This is a genomic window from Niallia nealsonii, from assembly GCF_002835805.1.
Taxonomy (GTDB): domain Bacteria; phylum Bacillota; class Bacilli; order Bacillales; family Cytobacillaceae; genus Niallia; species Niallia nealsonii.
Map to the genome: position 1 here is coordinate 1 of NZ_PISE01000019.1, position 16,819 is coordinate 16,819.

Sequence of the window (16,819 nt, forward strand, 5' to 3'; positions counted from 1 at the left end):
CACTCTTTTTTGTCATGTTTCTCAGCATGACAGCCACACTTAAAACTAGCTGTTATCTTCATATTACACTCAAACATGATGCTCACTCCTTCTTTTTATACTCATATTTAGCATACGCTTGAACATAATCTATTGAGTGATAACCTAGCCTAACAAAAAAATATTTCCTTTTAAACCATTAATTGGACAGCAACAAAAAGTATCCATCCATCTGAGCCTGCATCCTGTTCAAAAAAAAAGAATCTGACAAGTAATATAGCATCACTTGTCAGATTCTTTTTTTCCTCATTTCATTTTCATCCAGCTGTCGATATAATGCACCGCAAACTTCACATTATTTTCTGGATATGCTTTATTCACTTTTGCTAATTCAGCTTTCATATATGCACTGCTTTTTTGATAAAAGCTAATATGGATTCCTTCATCTGATTGCCCTGTTTCTACAGCAATCGTTATTGGTTTGTTTGCATTTTGTGCATATTGCCATTCGGTTTTCACTAAAGTATTAATGCCATTTTCTCCTGCCGCCATATTGCGGTATGCCATTACTGTAACACCATCTGTTAGATTAATCGCCCATTTTGCAAGATTGCTTTTTCCGAACTTATTCTGAAAATTGATGCTATCAAACCAAAATGGCATATCAATTGTAAAAGGCAAATTCAATTTTGCACTTTGGTTTGCACTATTTCTTATGATTTCTTGGTAATATAATACAGTGCTGCTTCTATCAGCATCCCAGTTTGATAATATATATGGTTCTACATCTAAATGGATTCCTTGAAACTGCTGATTCGCACTACTTTTAGATTGATATGCTTTTACCCATTGAAAAAAAGCTGTTTGTTTCGTTTTTCCTTTTTGAGTAGCCCAATCCGGTGCCCCATCTAATGCATAAATTTCTATATTTTTAGCCGTTGCTTTTGCTATAAATTGTTGGTATACACTGTTAGAAAGATCTGAATCTACTTGTAGATAAACTTGGTCTACATTATTTTTAACAAGAAAGTTTAATATTTTTGTTTCTTCTGTACGCAATGACCAAGGGTTCCAAATCCACGTAGCATCTGTTGTCATTTCTGCTGCTTTTGAACACATCGCTGGCATCATCATCCAAATACACAATAATAGAATAATACTTTTTTTCATTTCTTTATCTCCTTTTAAAAAAAGCCGAGACTTTCTTTAAAAAGAGAAGTCTGGCAACCTGGCAACCATACGTATAAAACGGTTAGGTCCATAGCTTTGCGTCCTTATTTTTCAATAAGTTTGCCCTTTTCAGATTGTTATTTATACCTCTATCATACTAAAAAAGTACTAGTTTTACTATTGCTTTTTTCATATTTACTAGATAATTTAACCCTATAAAAGATTTATTATGGCTGATTGTCTATGCTCAGTAGATTCTTTTTATTTTTTCAGCGCTTCCTCAAAAGGAGCATAAAATACTCCCTTAGGTGCAAGTATATCCGTTTCGGTTTCTTCTTCTTTCCCGTCTAACTCGTAAATTCCTGCTGGAAAATAATCATAATAGCCTGATTGTCTATGCAGTTCTACAAAATACTCATCCAATTCTCTCATTAATTGAATATAACTCTCATGATCAATTACTTCTCCATATTCATCTAATTCATAATTTTTTTTAATAGCCTCTTCTAATTCAGGATAAGATTCTGCTGCAACAAATAAATCCACATCACAGCATTCCATGCATAATAAAACCTCTTCGCCTTTAATTTGCTCGTAGGCAGTATCAATCATTTTTTTTAAGATACTTTTTATTTCTTCCTCATTATTTACTTTTTTTATTGTATTCATCCTCATACCTCCAAGTCTTTCTTCTATCGTAGAAAGAACATGTTTATCTACTTTCACCACATTTGATAAAGTAAAAAGCAGCCAATAACATACTTGACCATTTCTCCTTCTATCATACTAAAAAATAAAGAGGTATGGAAATAATCCCCCTTTCAAACAAAAGGGGGATTACTCATTTCTATTGCACCAATTCTTTTAATAAACGATAAGATTCTAATCTATCTTCATGATTAAAGACTTGTGTATTGACAATCATTTCATCTGCATCTGTTTCAGCAAGGAATTTTTGCAGTTTTTCTTTTACTTGTTCAGGGGTTCCTACAATCGAAGCTTTTAATTGTTGATCCACAATCGCTTGTTCATGAATGCTCCATAGTTCATCCATATTGGAAACGGGCGGTTTTAATTGTGTCGGCATACCTCTTATTAAGCTTAAAAAGGCTTGGGAAAAAGAGGTTGCCAAATATTTTGCTTTTTCTGCTGTTTCTGCAACAATTACGTTTACCCCAACCATTACATACGGTTTTTCCAAACTTTCAGACGGAGTAAAATGCTTTCGGTAAATATCAAGTGCTGGTAGCGTATAATCTGAAGAAAAATGGCTTGCAAAGGAAAATGGCAATCCTAGTTCCCCCGCCAATTTTGCACTAAATCCACTCGAACCCAACAGCCAAATAGGAATATTTAATCCTTCCCCTGGAATGGCTCTAACTGGCAATTGTGTTAGTTCATGAGGCTCCAAATAATTTCTTAATTCCTTCAGCTGTTCTGGAAAATCGCTTCCATCCCTTCTCGTACTTCTTCTTAGGGCATGTGCCGTAATCTGGTCACTCCCTGGAGCCCGTCCTAATCCTAAATCTATTCTGCCCGGATACACGGATTCCAATGTTCCAAATTGTTCAGCAATCACTAAAGGAGAATGATTTGGCAGCATAATGCCCCCAGAACCAACTCGAATAGAATTTGTGCCTCCTGCAATATAGCCAATTAAAACACTTGTTGCACTGCTTGCAATACCTGGCATATTATGATGTTCTGCCACCCAATAACGATTATATCCCCATTTTTCAGCATGACGTGCTAAATCTATTGTATTTTTAAACGCATTTGCTGCCGTACTGCCTTCTGTAATTGGCGATAAATCAAGGACAGAAAATTGTATCTCTTGTAAAGACTTTGCCATTTCTGTTCCTCCTTTAATTCTACTTCCTCCCTACTATAAATCTGCCTGCAACAAGCTTTCAACTTTATTGCCTGAAAAAATCTCCCTATCATCCCCTTCTAGTTATTTTTTTCGATAAAATCCAATGTATCTCGATGATATTTTTGCATTAAATATTCTATCGGCTCAAATGGAACAACAATTGGCACTTTTTTATCGTTAATAATGCGAATAATGGGCTTGGCGACAGACTTAGATTCGATAATAGACCATTTTCCTGCTTTTTTCTCTAATCTCAAATCAATAATCCCTAAATGATTACCCCAAAAGCCAGCCTGAACAGCAGGTTTTCCAGCAATTTTTCCTTTTGTATGCTTAACAAGAAGAGTATTTTTTTCTCCTTTTTTCGGAAATAAACTATGTGAATGCCCATATAAAACGACATCGATTCCTTTTACTTTGCTGACATCTTGAACATTATTGCCCCTTTTTTCTTTGAATTCCCTGTCCGATTGCAGTCCTGCATGTACAAGAGCCACTACTACGTCTGCCCCTTCTGCCTTCATTTTTGGCACTATTTCTTTTGCTGTTTCCTCCATGTTTTTTATCTTCACTTTATTTGCTAGATGTTCTTTATCCCACTCTGCTGTTATAGGAGTAATTAAGCCGGTTACTCCTACCTTTATAATTGTTTTTTCCCCAGTCTCTGTTTGAACTTCTTTATTTAAAATAATATAGGGCGAAAAAAAGTGTATATCATCTTGATCATATTCATTATGATCATCTACATAGATATTGGCATTTACAAAGGGAAATTCAGCTCCTTGCAAGCTTTTAAGCAAATAGTCAAGGCCATAATTAAACTCATGATTGCCAACTGTCGCAGCATCATACTTAAGCAAATTCATACTTTTATAGGCAGGGTGAATATCAGTATAGTAAAGAACATTGCTTGAAGCCACATAATCAGCCAGCGCATTTCCTTTTATTACATCTCCCACATCAAATAACAGGGTATTAACCTGATCTTTTTTTGCTTGCTGAATAAGACTAGCTGTTCTGTTTAAACCAAATTCAATTGTTCTCTTTTTCTTCGCATAATCAAAATCCAATATATAGGAATGAATATCAGTTGTTTCTAAGAGACGTAAAGAAACAATGGTTGACTTCTTTTCTTCTTCTCCGTTTATTATTTTTCCCGGTATAAATAACAGCAAAAGCATCATAATATAAAAAATTTTTTTTGTCATTGTTCATTCACCTCGAAAGATAACGACTCCAACATATAACCGTTCTTTACTTATTCTTATCTATTGTCTGTTATTTTCTTTCAAACTAACCATTGATTTTATTCCCATTTTTTTGTTTATCCTAAATCTCTTATCTTATAGGTTTATATTACATATGGATAGGGAAAAAACTATCTGACAAATAGTATTATAAACTGCAGGAAAATAGATAAAACCTTTTATTATGCAGAAATATGTCTACTCTTTAGAAGTTTTGATAGCTTTTGTCTTATCGCAGGAAAATTGCCTAGGCATCTCAAATATATGTAAACAAGAGAATAATTAAATATAAATATGAGGGGAGATTCATAATGAAAGCTTATTCCATTTATGAAGCATCAAAAAAACTAACGACTTCACCAAATAGATTAAGAAAATGGGAAAAGGAACTAAGAGACATATTATATATTCCAAGAAGCAAAAATGGCAGCAGATTTTACACAGATAAAGAAATTTCCTTATTATTGGAAGCGAAAAATTTATATGATAAGAAATTGCCGAAAAAGGAAGTTAAAGAACAATTAACGCTGATTCTTCAGCCAAAGCCAAAAAAACAGGAAGAAAAAGAAGAAATGATACAAGAAACTTCTGAAACATCATTCGAGCTTGTAGAGGAAATAAAACCTGTTCCCACTGCCCTTACTCCCTCTGTTACAGAGCAAAATATAAAGATGCTCCTCCATTCTTTAGAAACATATAAACAAGATTTTTTGCAAGAAGTTAAAGAAGAAATCCGCACGGGACTCCAAGGAGAAGTTTTGAATCATATTAAAGAAGAAATCAAAGCAGGACAAGCCCAATCAGCCATAACAATCAGCACAACGATTGAAAGAAAAAATGAAGAATTAAAAGATGAATTTAGAGACAATATCGATGAGTTAACAGATGTTATACATAGTAATGCACATCAATCCCATACAGAATACGAAGACATTCGTTCCACTATTAAAAAACTGTCGAAAATATCAAAAGCTGAAAGAAAAACTTATTCCAAACAGTGGACAACTACCGCATCCTCTTCAAAAGAAATTAAATCAATGATTGAACATTTATCAAAATCGAATGCTGAAATAAACAAATCGATGGAACAATTGCACCAAAATGATCAATCGATAAAAGCAGACCTCTTAAAAGAACGAGAACAGCTCAGAAAGGAAATTAGAGAAAGAGAACAAAGCTTTCAAGATTTAGTGCAAAGTTTTCGTGATACCGCAGTTGCAATAGAGAAGAAAAAACAATGGTGGAAGGTTTGGCAATCATAAAGTAAAACATTAATCAATGGGGACAGCTTAGTTAAATAAAAATAATTACTAATTGTAAAGGCTGGTATGAAGACATGTTTTGCTTTTTAAACATACTTCATACCAGTCTTATTTATGCTCCTGTTTCTATGGTATTATTATTAAGGGCAGTTCTCTATTAAAGAATACTACCTCTTTATTGATTCTATCAGCAATATTTATTAACATAGTTATATGAAAAAACATTTTGAAAAGGAGGAACAAATGACTACATATAAAATTTTATTTCTTGATATAGATGGTACTATTTTACAGCCTGATGATACCATCCAAGAATCTACAAAAACAGCAGTTAAATTAATGAAAAACCAGGAAATTGAAGTATTTTTAGCTACAGGAAGACCCCTCCATGAAATAGCAGATATTGGTGAAACACTTGACGTCCACTCTTTTATCGGCTATAACGGTGCCTATGCTGTTTCTAAAGGCGAAGATGTTCTAAAAGAGCCAATGAGTCCAGAATTGGTAAAAACATATGTAGAAATTGCCAAACAGCAGAAGAATGAGCTTGTTTTATATACAAATACACATAATTTATTATCAAATCCAGACAGCCCTATCTTAATGGAATTCGCAAAAAAATTCCATTTGAAACAAAATAAAATATTTTCAGAAGAGGAAGCAGCCAATGTTCTCGGTATAACAATCGTAAATGTGAAATCAGAGGATATTCCATTGTACGAAAAATTTGCCAACGTTCATTTATCGCAAGTTAATATTGAAGGATTTAGACATTCCTATGATGTGATTAGTGATAAAGTCAATAAAGGAATTGCGATTGCAAAAGTTTTAGATCGTCTTGGCATCAACCAAAAAGAAGCGATAGCATTTGGCGATGGCCTTAACGATAAAGAAATGCTTAGTACAGTTGGAGAAGGATTTGCGATGGGAAATGCAAATGAAAAATTATTTGCCTACGCTAAACATAAAACAACATCTGTAACAGATTCTGGAATATATAATGGACTAAAATCTTTAGGATTAATTAAATAATCTATATACATAGATAGATGCAGCTATGAAAAACATAAAATCCCTCAAGTGCAGATTTCATAGCACTTGAGGGGGAGTATTATAGATCAATATTTTCTTTTTCTTCTGTATCCTCTTCTACACGTTCACTTTCTAAATACTGTCCTATTTTTTTATCATAGTATGCCTGATTCATTTTATAAGAAAATTCAAAAGCGGGAGTTGTTGCATATTCTTTATTTACTAAATAAAACTCTCCTGCTTTTTGTATTTCTGTTAATTCCAACATCATCGTTACTTCTAATGCAATCAAATTTTTATTTTTTGTAATACTAACAGATGGATTAGATGACTTTACTGGTTTATTCATCAGCTTCTTATTAAAAAAGATAGAAAAATAAAGTTCATTGCCACTTTTGCTTTTTTTATTTATCTTTACTAAAAAAGAATCTCCTAAATCCTCCAGTTTTTCTTTGTCCATATTCTCTAAAGACAGAATTAATCGTATGTACTTATTTTCTACCGGTGTTATATTAATTTTTGTTGTGCTCATCTATATCCTCCTCTAATTAGCACACTACCCTTTGACCATTCTGTTCATTATATGATAAGGGGAAGTTTTGTATAACAAAAAAACACACTTGCTTATCCACTTTTCACCAGAATGAAATCTACAGCAGATTTTTAACAGCATTTTTATATAATAGTATAAATTCTACTCAATTATCAAGCTTCCCTTTAAAATAATAACTTTTTAAGTAATTCTAAAGAAATATGTGTATAATCAATACTGATAGCTTTATCATTCGACAATAAATAAAGCTAGTCTACAAATTTTTTAAAGAGGTGCATAATGAAAGAAATCCAAACGTTAGAAGAATTTAATGAGATTATTCAAAGTGAAAAAACAGTGATTGTTAAGTTTTTCACTACCTGGTGTCCTGATTGTACAAGAATGGATCTATTTATCGGCGACATTATGGAAGCGAACACAAATAAAACCTGGTACAGCCTTAATAAAGATGAACTTCCAAGCATAGCAGAAAAATATGATGTAATGGGCATTCCAAGTTTGCTGCTATTTAAAAAAGGAGAAAAAATCGGTCATTTACATAGTGCAAATGCTAAAACGCCAGAACAAGTAGAGGAATTTCTACAGACCTATTAATTTATTTTGAGCGTTTCATCTATCACAATAGAAAAGAAGAGAAAAGTTTTCCTTTTCTCTTCTTTTCTCTGTCAATAAATCTTGCTAACTTCTGCTTTTCTGCTAGCCAATGAAATTTTTCTCTCTAAAAAACTGATTCCATAATAAGCAGCTATTATAGAATCAGCTCCCTTTTATTTATCACAAATTAGTAGGTTTTTGCCCACCACCTAAGGGATGATTAAGAGAAAACGAAAAATCTCGGTGTACAAAAACTTGCCCATAAAATCCTGATTAATTCAACTAACAATCAATAGGAGATGGACTCCCACTGATTGTAGTTTCACTTTATCAGCCTGTATTGCGTAAACCTGCTGCAATTCCATTAATAGTCAACAGCACTTGGTTCATTAATTCAGGGTCCGGATTTTCTTGTTCGCGCAATTGTTTAATCAATTCTACTTGGAAGAAATTTAATGGATCCACATATGGATTTCTACGATACACCGATTCTTGAATAGATGGTGTATGATCCAATAACTGCTCGTCTCCTGTTATTTGCAAAAGAATTGTCTGTGTTTTATTATATTCATCTTTAATATTGTTATATATTCGTTGGCCAATACTCTGGTCTTCTACTAATGATGAGTATTCTCTAGCTGTTGTTAAGTCTGCTTTCATAAGAGCCATTTGCAGATTATCAACAGTTGAACGGAAAAACGGCCAATTTTTATACATTTCTTTAAGGAGCGCTATATTATTTGCTCCACCTTGTGCATATTCATAAAGCCCAGTGCCCGCTGCATACCATGCTGGCAGCAATTGTCTACTTTGTGTCCATGCAAACACCCATGGAATTGCACGAAGATCTTCAAAAGATGTTTTGTTTTTTCTGCTCATTGGTCTAGATCCTATTTTCAAATTGCCAATTTCAGTTAATGGCGTTGCTTCTTTGAAATATGTCATAAAATCAGGATCATTAAAAACTAACGATTGGTATTTCCGCAGTGAAATAGTAGAGATTTCTTCCATCGTCGTTTCCCAAACAGGTCTTCTATCAGTATGTTTATCTAAATTTTGAGTAATATGAGCAAATGCTGTCAATAAAGTAGAGGTTGCTTGTTCTAAACTTCTAAAAGCAATATCTTCCAATAAATATCTAGAAGACAAAACTTCACCTTGCTCCGTAATTTTGACGCCATCTCCTAATGTTTCAATTGGCTGTGACAAGATGCTGCGGTTTAATGGACCGCCCCCACGACCTAATGAACCACCTCTGCCATGGAAAAATTTTAACCCAATTCGATAGCTACTTGCCATTTCATGAATCTCTCTTTGTGCTTTATACAACTTCCAATTTGCAGTAAGAGTTCCACCGTCTTTGCTTCCATCAGAGTAGCCCAACATAATTTCTTGCTGATCATTATGCTGCTTTAAGTGCCCTCGATATACTGGAAGTTTGAAAAGTGTTTCCATAATTTTTGGCCCAGCAATTAAATCATCAATTGTTTCTAATAATGGCGCAACATTTAAATTGCTTTCTACCGAACCATCTGCATGTACACGATAAATGCCCGCTTCTTTAGCAAGCACAAGTACTTCTAAAATATCGCTAGGAGACTGTGTCATGCTGATTAGGTAAACATCGATAGCACGTTTGCCGAATTTTTTATGGGCTTCTCTTATCATTTTAAACACTTTAACCATTTCTTGTGTTTCTTTTGAATAGTCCTCACTTAATAAAAGAATTGGTCTAGGATCCTTTAGAATTGCTTCTAGTACTTTTATTTTTTCTTCTTCTGCTAAATTTTTATAATCGTCGGCAATGTGAACTTTTTTTAATATTTCGGCAATAGCAGATTCATGTTCCCCGCTATGGTTTCGAATATCCAATGTCGCTAAATGGAAGCCAAAAAGCTTTACTTGGCGAATTAATTTATGCATAGATTTTTCATCATGATGAATCGGCTGATGACTTTTAATGCTGTCATTAATAAGCAATAAATCTTGACATAATTCATCTGCATTACGATATCCTTTTTCAGAGATACCGACTTGATTTAATCTTTCGAAAATTATTGCAAGTTTTCTGCGATACACTTCTTTTTTCGCAGGCCATCTTTTATCTTCTGCCAAATATAATTCTTCTTCTCTATCAATTGTTTCAAGCAGCGCTGAACTTACTTGAACACGATTTGTTGAATGGCTGAATCGTTTCATTAAATCCACAACAGATTCTTTGTATTTTTCAATAACCAGTTTATTTTGTTTATGCAATGTCTGCCATGTTACTTCTGGAGTAACAAATGGATTTCCATCCCTGTCTCCGCCAATCCATGAACCAAAAGTTAGGAAATTGGGCACTTTCCATTCAAAATTCGGATAATTTTCTTGCAGAGCATCTTGTACTTCTTGATGAATTTCCGGCAAAACGTCAAATAATGTTTGTTCGAAATAGTATAAACCATTTCTCACTTCATCCATTACGGTCGGTTTGCTGTGTCGTAGCTCATCGGTCTGCCACATAATCGTGATTTCGTTAAATAAACCTTCCTCTATTTTCTTGCGTTCTTTTTTTGTTAATAGAGGATTATCTGATTGTTTAAGCAGATTTGCAATCCGTTTTTGAATTTCTAAGATAGATCGTTTTGTTGACTCTGTCGGATGTGCTGTAATAATTAACTCTAATGAAAGAGTATTAAGTACATCCTGAATTTCAGCTTCTGTTAAATTTTTCTGTTTAAATGTTTGAATTGCGCTTGCAATAGAACCAGGCTGTATGCCTTTGTCATCTTGCAATTGATAATCTCTTCTGCGTCTAATTCGATGAATTTGTTCTGCTACATTCACTAAATGAAAGTATTTTGAGAAAGCGCGAATAACTTGTCTTCTCATAGGTCTTTCTAAATTTTCCAATTCTTCTTTTAGCGCGTTGTATGTAGATTCATTATTATTATTTCGCAGTTCAATCGATAGTTTACGTATCACTTCTACTTTATCTAGCAATTCTTGACCACCATGATGAACAAGAACCTCTCCTAGAATATAGCCTAGTTGTTTTATGTCTTTACGTAGCGGAAGACTGCTTTCATTTACTTTAATTCTTGTTGTCATTAGATTACCATCCCTTAATCTAAATATTATTTCAAACTGTATCAACATCTATAATCGTATCATTATTTTTAGAAAAATTCATTAATAATTACTGTTTATTGATAGATATAAAAGATAAATCAGATAAAATTAATCTAATTTATAGATTAATAAAATTTTCATTGGAATTTAATGGAATTTTAATGCGTTTTCAACCCTTATTATGGAAAAAGAAGGCCTGACCTTTATACATTCACACATGCCCGCATAAAGAGTTGACCTCCTATTTTTTAATGATGATGATGTTCTTTTGCTGGATTATAAATAACAAAGCCTGGTTCTGGAACATGGAAATATTGCACCCAGATTCCATCTAAAAAATCAGCTTCACGAGTGTCTAATAAAACTTCCACCTCTTTATCCGTTTGTACGACTTCATCAAACTCAGTCTGCTTGTCTAATTTCAAATCATAATGGGCATGGTTTCCGTGGTGTTCGGTTATGTACACACGAAGTTTTTCTCCTTCATTAGCATTTGATAACATTTGCTTCATTACTTTTTCCGCATGTCTATTTATCTTTGCTTTCATTTGTTTATCCTCCAAATCATTAGTTGCTTATTTATTGTAATCCTCCAAAATATCGTTTGCAACTAATTGAATTTCTGCCTTCCTATTTCGTTATTTTCTAAATTTTTTATAGCAAAAAGAACTAGGCTGTTTATGCATTCGCCTAGTTCTTCATTTTACGCAAATATTCCGTTAATTAACCAAAAACAGCCACACTATCTTGCACTTCTTTTAATGCGGAAAGTTCTTTTGCATATAAAGAGAAATTGCCTTCATCCATGCTATCAAGTGTTTCATTTACTTTATATTCTAAGTAGTTGATTTTCAATTCCAAGTCCATAATTGAACAAATCTTTTTATCTTCTACAAACTCTTCTAATTCATCTATGTACATATAGACACTAGAATTTTTTATTAAAACGAGAACTAGCCAACCAAGGGAGTCAACATATTTTTTTTCATCAGTAATGATAAATGTATCTCCTTTATCGAATTCCAGCATAAATGTATGTTCAGGACTAGGACATGTACATTCAATTAAATATTGAAAAGATTTTAGCACTACATAGTTATTGTTCATCCTATTTTCCACCATCCTATAAATTGTTTAATAAACACTATTTGTGAAATAATAAGTTTTATTTGTTTTTTATTTTAAATGAAAATGATTATCAATGTCAAATGATTTTATTTTAAAAATAGAAAAAGTACGATGATTTTCTTCCTAAAAGAAAATCATCGTACTTTTTAGGATATAGAGTGGGTTTTATGATTTCTTTTCTCGACTAATGGAGTAACATATGCACGATTTCTTTTTGCAATTTTTTCTTTAAAATAGCTCATCATAAAAGAAATAATAAGCACGGAAATAATGCTGTAAAGCGCCCTTATTATCCCGACACTACATACTCCTATTAGGATAACAATTGTATCAAAAACAAAGTTTGTTTTTCCCATATTCCAATTAAGCTGCTTTTGCAAGGTGATGGATAAGATTTGTGCTCCTCCTAACGATGAGCCATTCATAAATAATATAATTGTGCCACTTCCGATAATGATCCCTCCAAGCACGCTTCCTACTAGGGGATGGATACTGAACGCTACATGTATTTTTGCCAATAACGCTGAAAATAAAGTAACCATACAGACCGCTGCCATCGTTGCAAATGTAAATTCTTTCCCCATTTTTTTGAAGGAAATAATAAAAAATGGAAGGTTAATGATGGCAAACAATAATGGAAAGGATAATGGAAGCAAATAGGAAAAACTTAATGCAAGGCCTGCTGTACCCCCAGTTACAATCCCGCTTGCTTTTAAAATAGATAAACCGAGGGCTGTTATAAAACATCCAAGCATCATAAAGAGAAATTTCAATAGATACCACTCCTAAAACAAGTTTTTATGATGTATAAATCTTTTGCTTTTTGGCGGCAGTTCATGCAGTTGGATAAGGGAAAAATATATGTGGATTTAAAGGTGGAATTATTACACTTATAATGATAGAATAGATCGAAGCAATTTTACATAACAAAAAGAATGCATTTAAACCAAAATACCTAAATATCGAATTGTTTTTCAAGAAAACAAGTTCAATTTGTTCAAAGGAGAAATTAAAGGAATGGATAAGGTTGATATACAATTACTGAAGATTCTGCAAGAAGATGGAAGGATAACAATAAGCGATTTATCCAAAAAATTAGCTTTAAGCCGTCCAAGCGTCTCAGAACGTTTACTTCGCCTACAGGAAAAAGGCATTATTGTTGAGTTTAGCGCACGAGTATCTCCTGCTAAATTAGGAAGAGAAACATTATTATTTATTCAAATTAGCGAATTAAAAGGAGAAGCAAAAACATTCGAAGATTTCATTCAGATAGTGGAGGATATTATCGAGTGTCATCGGGTAACGGGGCCAATTAGCTATACGATTAAAGCAGCTGTCTCTGGTATTGATGGAATGCGCAAATTAGTGGATCGGCTAATCCCATATGGAACAATCAATACTTCTGTTATTTTGGCTTCACCTGTTCCTTATCGTCATCTATTGCCAATGGAAGATGAAGATCTTTCTTAAATACAATAAAGCAGGAAAAAGGCTATTTGCCTTTCAGGCTGTCGACAAACGCTCACTTTGTTCGTCTTGTTCGAATGCTCATTACCTACCTCGGTAACTCCGCTTCTCTCAAGGCTTCACGCCTCAAAAGTCAAACGTTTTCGATCAGCCTGAAATTTTTCATTTTAGATTTTGTCTACATGTTGAAAGGCTATTTGTACTTTTTCCCTGCTTTATTCTTTACACTTTCTTAAGCCATTGAATCAATAATTGCAAATAAATCGTGAAGATTCTGAATTTCATAAGTAGGAATAACCTCTTTAGGAACAGCCTCTTCTCGATTAATCCATACTGATTTAATGCCAGCTCTTGTAGCACCAAGCACATCTGTATTGAGATTATCTCCTACCATTAACACATCTTCTTTATGGACATCTGCGATTGCTAATGCATGCTCAAATATCGATGGATCAGGTTTGCCTCTGCCAAAAGCACCTGAAATGATGATTTCATCAAAGTATGGTGCAATTTCTGGTGTTATTTCCAATTTTGTATTTTGCAATTGCGGAGAACCATTTGTAATAAGAACTAGCTTATATTTTCCTTTTAATTGATCAAGAACTTCAAATGTTTCTTCATAAACAAATGGAGATTCTTTTCTCAAACGAGGAAATGCTTCTGCTAATTCTGCACCAAATAATTCATCCTCAATTCCAACAGCTTTTAAGCCATTTATCCACGCATTTTTTCGGTAAAGCGGCACAATTTCTTTCATTTTTCGAAAAGAATCATGATCATCTGCGAATTCTCCCCATAAACCCTCAAAAGGATTAATGCCAATCATTTGAGTAAATGAATAAGTTTCATACCCTTCATAAAGTGCTCTTGCCTCTTTGCGCACTGCTTCTTCTAATATCTGAACATCTATTTCATATTTTTCTTGTGCAAGTCTACATGTTTTGTTGAATGCTTCTTGCACACTTTTTTTGTCCCATAATAATGTATCATCTAAATCAAAGAATATTGCTTTCACCATTTGAATCTTTCCCCATTCCATTATGTACTTAGATAGTGTTGCTTTCCCTACTAGATTACAAGGTAACGATTTAGATGTAAATACTTGATTTTTGAACAGAAACTTGATCGTAAATTTTATTGTCCCATAAAGAGAAAAAAATCAGGCATTTTTCCCGCCTGATTTTCCAACCATTATCTTTCATACAATCACTTTCGTTTTTTAATAAAAACCACTTTTAAATAATTACTTTCTTTGACCTGCTCTAAATAACGAAAGTCTTTTGGCAAACCAAATTCCTCAACAATTTCATACCTGCTGCTTTGTTTTTCAAACGCATCTAAAATAAATTTTTTGAATTTTTTCATATCAAAGGTGCTGCAATTTGTGGAGGCTACAATGATACCATTATCCTTTGTAATCGCAATGGCCTCTTTTAATAAGTTAGTATAGTCTTTGGCTGCACTGAATGTATGTTTTTTTGACCTTGCAAAGCTAGGAGGATCAAGAATGACCATATCAAATAACAGTTTTTTCTTAACAGCATATTTAAAATAGTGGAAAACATCTTCTACGATAATTTTTTGTTCTTCCAGATCGATGTTGTTCAGCTGAAAATTTTCCGCCGTTTTTGCTCTGCTTCGATTTGCTAAGTCTACACTAGTTGTTGACTTGCTTCCACCAATTGCTGCTGCAACAGAAAAAGCCCCTGTATAAGAAAAAGTATTTAATACATCTTTTTCGTTTGCATATTTATCGCAAATCGTTTTACGCACATCTCGCTGATCTAAAAAGATTCCAACCATGGCCCCGTCGTTTAAATCTACAGAGTAGCTCATGCCATTTTCTTTTATTGTAATTGGAAAATCTCCTTTTATTCCCATCACAAAATCGTCATCTTCTACATACATGCCCTTTTGATCAAAACGCTTTTTTTCATAAATTCCTTTAAAATCTATACATGTTTGCAGAGCTGCAATAATCTTATCTTTAGAACGATAAATTCCTTTGCTGTACCATTGAAAAAGCAAAAATTCATTAAAAATATCCAACGTAAAACCACCGATTCCATCTCCTTCGCCATTAAACAAACGAAATGCAGTTGTATCAGGATCTTGAAATAATGTTTTTCTTTTATCAATAGCAGCAGCTAATTTTTTTTCGAAAAATTTTTCGTCAATTGCTTCATTGGGATCGTTGGTTAAAATCCAGCCAATTCCTTTATTTTGAATAGCATAATACCCACGCCCAAGAAATTGTTTTGCTTTATTTCTCACTTCTATAATTTGCCCTTCTTCTAAATGGGAAACATTTGCCAAAGAATCTTTATACAATAAAGGGTTTCCTTCTTTTATTTCACGCTCAAATAAAGGATTTACTTGCACTTCTATTCGTTCCATTTTGTCACCTATTTACTTTCTATTATTCATTTCATCATTCTGTATATGTAAATGACTACAGAAAAAACATTCGATTCTATTTATTATACATGAAAAAGGTAGGGATACCTATATTAGCCAAAACAATCATTCGTTTTTTATAAATGAACCGAAAATCCCTTTATCTACAAGATGCACTAACATAATTTTGTGCAAAAAAAAGCAGTTTATCTGGCCAAAAGGAACCAAATGAACTGTTTTTTATTTCGAGATAATTATTTTACCAATCATGCCATACTCTTTTGCTTCTTCTGCATTAAAAAATAATCCCGTTCCGTATCATAATCATAAGCAGCTTTTGCAACATTCTGGTCAGTTTTTTTAGAAATGAATCCATATCTCAGTATATACCTATTTCTTTCCAGGATGCCTCTGAAGCGACAATAAAGGCGCGCTCAAAGAGGGAAGACAGCTTTTCTCTGGTTTCTACACACTGGAAAGCTGGATCGTGTACCGTTATCTTTATAAAATCCTCTGAAATACTATTAAAGTCTTCTACCTGTATAACATTTGCATAGGATTTTCGTACGATTGCAAACTCTTCAGGAGATAGTGTTTCTTTTACATATGTTCCTTTTCTTGTACATATGTTCCTTTTCTTGTACATGCGATAATAGTATGATCCAGGCTTATTTCTTTAAAGAGCTGGATGATTCGCATCCCCAATCCATTTGATAATAAGGATTCATAAACAAACTGCTTGTTGTGCTTTATACGTGTTGCGTTATCACCTAAAATCCAGAAATCATCCGCATCAATTCTTCTATCCGTTCACATTGTTTTCCCGTACAAGGAGCAAACACAGCTCCTTTATCCTTCATAATTTTTTTCGTCTCTTTAAATAATTCTCTATTAAAATCACCCTTGTTGTTTAAGAAAGTTCCGTCCATATCAGATATTACTAATCTAATGATGTTTAGCTACCCCTATTTATCTTTCATATTAAATACACTCAGATTGCACT

Annotated in this window: 16 protein-coding genes and 1 riboswitch; of the genes, 4 read left to right on the plus strand and 12 right to left on the minus strand. The window is 33.3% G+C overall.

Annotated features, from left to right (window positions below; all coding sequences use genetic code 11):
- Positions 1-285: 285 nt before the first annotated feature.
- The 4 genes from CWS01_RS09715 to CWS01_RS09730 form a co-directional block, all read right to left on the minus strand.
- A complete protein-coding gene (locus tag CWS01_RS09715) occupies positions 286-1,149 on the minus strand; it encodes an amidase (RefSeq protein ID WP_101177001.1) in 864 nt (287 codons plus the stop codon).
- A 49-nt stretch (positions 1,150-1,198) separates the two neighbouring features.
- A riboswitch (cyclic di-GMP riboswitch) is annotated at positions 1,199-1,284 on the minus strand.
- A gap of 126 nt (positions 1,285-1,410) precedes the next feature.
- Positions 1,411-1,818 carry a nucleotidyltransferase family protein gene (locus CWS01_RS09720; RefSeq protein WP_101177002.1) on the minus strand — a complete coding sequence of 136 codons (408 nt, stop codon included), beginning with the start codon at positions 1,816-1,818 and terminating at the stop codon, positions 1,411-1,413.
- Positions 1,819-1,996: 178 nt separating this feature from the next.
- Entirely contained in the window at positions 1,997-3,001 is a 1,005-nt protein-coding gene (locus CWS01_RS09725) for an LLM class flavin-dependent oxidoreductase (RefSeq protein WP_101177003.1), read from the minus strand.
- Positions 3,002-3,099: 98 nt separating this feature from the next.
- Entirely contained in the window at positions 3,100-4,230 is a 1,131-nt protein-coding gene (locus tag CWS01_RS09730) for a metallophosphoesterase (protein WP_101177004.1), read from the minus strand.
- A 350-nt stretch (positions 4,231-4,580) separates the two neighbouring features.
- Between CWS01_RS09730 and CWS01_RS09735 the strand changes: the two genes are divergently transcribed.
- Both CWS01_RS09735 and CWS01_RS09740 read left to right on the plus strand, forming a co-directional pair.
- Positions 4,581-5,531, plus strand: a complete 951-nt coding sequence (locus tag CWS01_RS09735; protein WP_101177005.1) for a MerR family transcriptional regulator — start codon at positions 4,581-4,583, stop codon at positions 5,529-5,531.
- 243 nt (positions 5,532-5,774) lie between these two features.
- Positions 5,775-6,563, plus strand: a complete 789-nt coding sequence (locus tag CWS01_RS09740; protein WP_101177006.1) for a Cof-type HAD-IIB family hydrolase — start codon at positions 5,775-5,777, stop codon at positions 6,561-6,563.
- A gap of 79 nt (positions 6,564-6,642) precedes the next feature.
- On the opposite strand, the gene CWS01_RS09745 is transcribed toward CWS01_RS09740, so the two are convergent.
- Positions 6,643-7,095: a hypothetical protein gene (locus CWS01_RS09745; protein ID WP_101177007.1), complete on the minus strand. Its 453-nt coding sequence runs from the start codon at positions 7,093-7,095 to the stop codon at positions 6,643-6,645.
- Between the two features lie 300 nt (positions 7,096-7,395).
- Between CWS01_RS09745 and CWS01_RS09750 the strand changes: the two genes are divergently transcribed.
- The gene (locus tag CWS01_RS09750; RefSeq protein WP_101177008.1) at positions 7,396-7,710 is read left to right on the plus strand and encodes a thioredoxin family protein; all 315 of its coding nucleotides are present in this window, start codon (positions 7,396-7,398) and stop codon (positions 7,708-7,710) included.
- A gap of 330 nt (positions 7,711-8,040) precedes the next feature.
- On the opposite strand, the gene ppc is transcribed toward CWS01_RS09750, so the two are convergent.
- The 4 genes from ppc to CWS01_RS09770 form a co-directional block, all read right to left on the minus strand.
- On the minus strand, positions 8,041-10,803 hold the full coding sequence (gene ppc / locus CWS01_RS09755; RefSeq protein ID WP_101177009.1) for a phosphoenolpyruvate carboxylase: 2,763 nt from the start codon (positions 10,801-10,803) through the stop codon (positions 8,041-8,043).
- A 269-nt stretch (positions 10,804-11,072) separates the two neighbouring features.
- The gene (locus tag CWS01_RS09760; protein WP_101177010.1) at positions 11,073-11,372 is read right to left on the minus strand and encodes a heme biosynthesis protein HemY; all 300 of its coding nucleotides are present in this window, start codon (positions 11,370-11,372) and stop codon (positions 11,073-11,075) included.
- A gap of 175 nt (positions 11,373-11,547) precedes the next feature.
- Positions 11,548-11,931, minus strand: coding sequence for a hypothetical protein (locus tag CWS01_RS09765; protein ID WP_101177011.1), 384 nt, complete (start codon positions 11,929-11,931; stop codon positions 11,548-11,550).
- A 167-nt stretch (positions 11,932-12,098) separates the two neighbouring features.
- Positions 12,099-12,725 (minus strand): YitT family protein, encoded by a 627-nt coding sequence (locus CWS01_RS09770; RefSeq protein WP_235852019.1) that lies wholly within the window; start codon positions 12,723-12,725, stop codon positions 12,099-12,101.
- Positions 12,726-12,969: 244 nt separating this feature from the next.
- Between CWS01_RS09770 and CWS01_RS09775 the strand changes: the two genes are divergently transcribed.
- A complete protein-coding gene (locus CWS01_RS09775) occupies positions 12,970-13,422 on the plus strand; it encodes an Lrp/AsnC family transcriptional regulator (RefSeq protein WP_101177012.1) in 453 nt (150 codons plus the stop codon).
- A 229-nt stretch (positions 13,423-13,651) separates the two neighbouring features.
- On the opposite strand, the gene CWS01_RS09780 is transcribed toward CWS01_RS09775, so the two are convergent.
- From CWS01_RS09780 to CWS01_RS22940, 3 genes are all read right to left on the minus strand, one after another.
- Positions 13,652-14,437: an HAD family hydrolase gene (locus CWS01_RS09780; RefSeq protein WP_101177013.1), complete on the minus strand. Its 786-nt coding sequence runs from the start codon at positions 14,435-14,437 to the stop codon at positions 13,652-13,654.
- Positions 14,438-14,625: 188 nt separating this feature from the next.
- Complete coding sequence (locus CWS01_RS09785; RefSeq protein ID WP_101177014.1) at positions 14,626-15,816, minus strand: class I SAM-dependent rRNA methyltransferase; 1,191 nt, start codon at positions 15,814-15,816, stop codon at positions 14,626-14,628.
- Between the two features lie 770 nt (positions 15,817-16,586).
- Positions 16,587-16,745, minus strand: a complete 159-nt coding sequence (locus tag CWS01_RS22940) for an HAD family hydrolase (protein WP_235852020.1) — start codon at positions 16,743-16,745, stop codon at positions 16,587-16,589.
- Between the last annotated feature and the right edge of the window lie 74 nt (positions 16,746-16,819).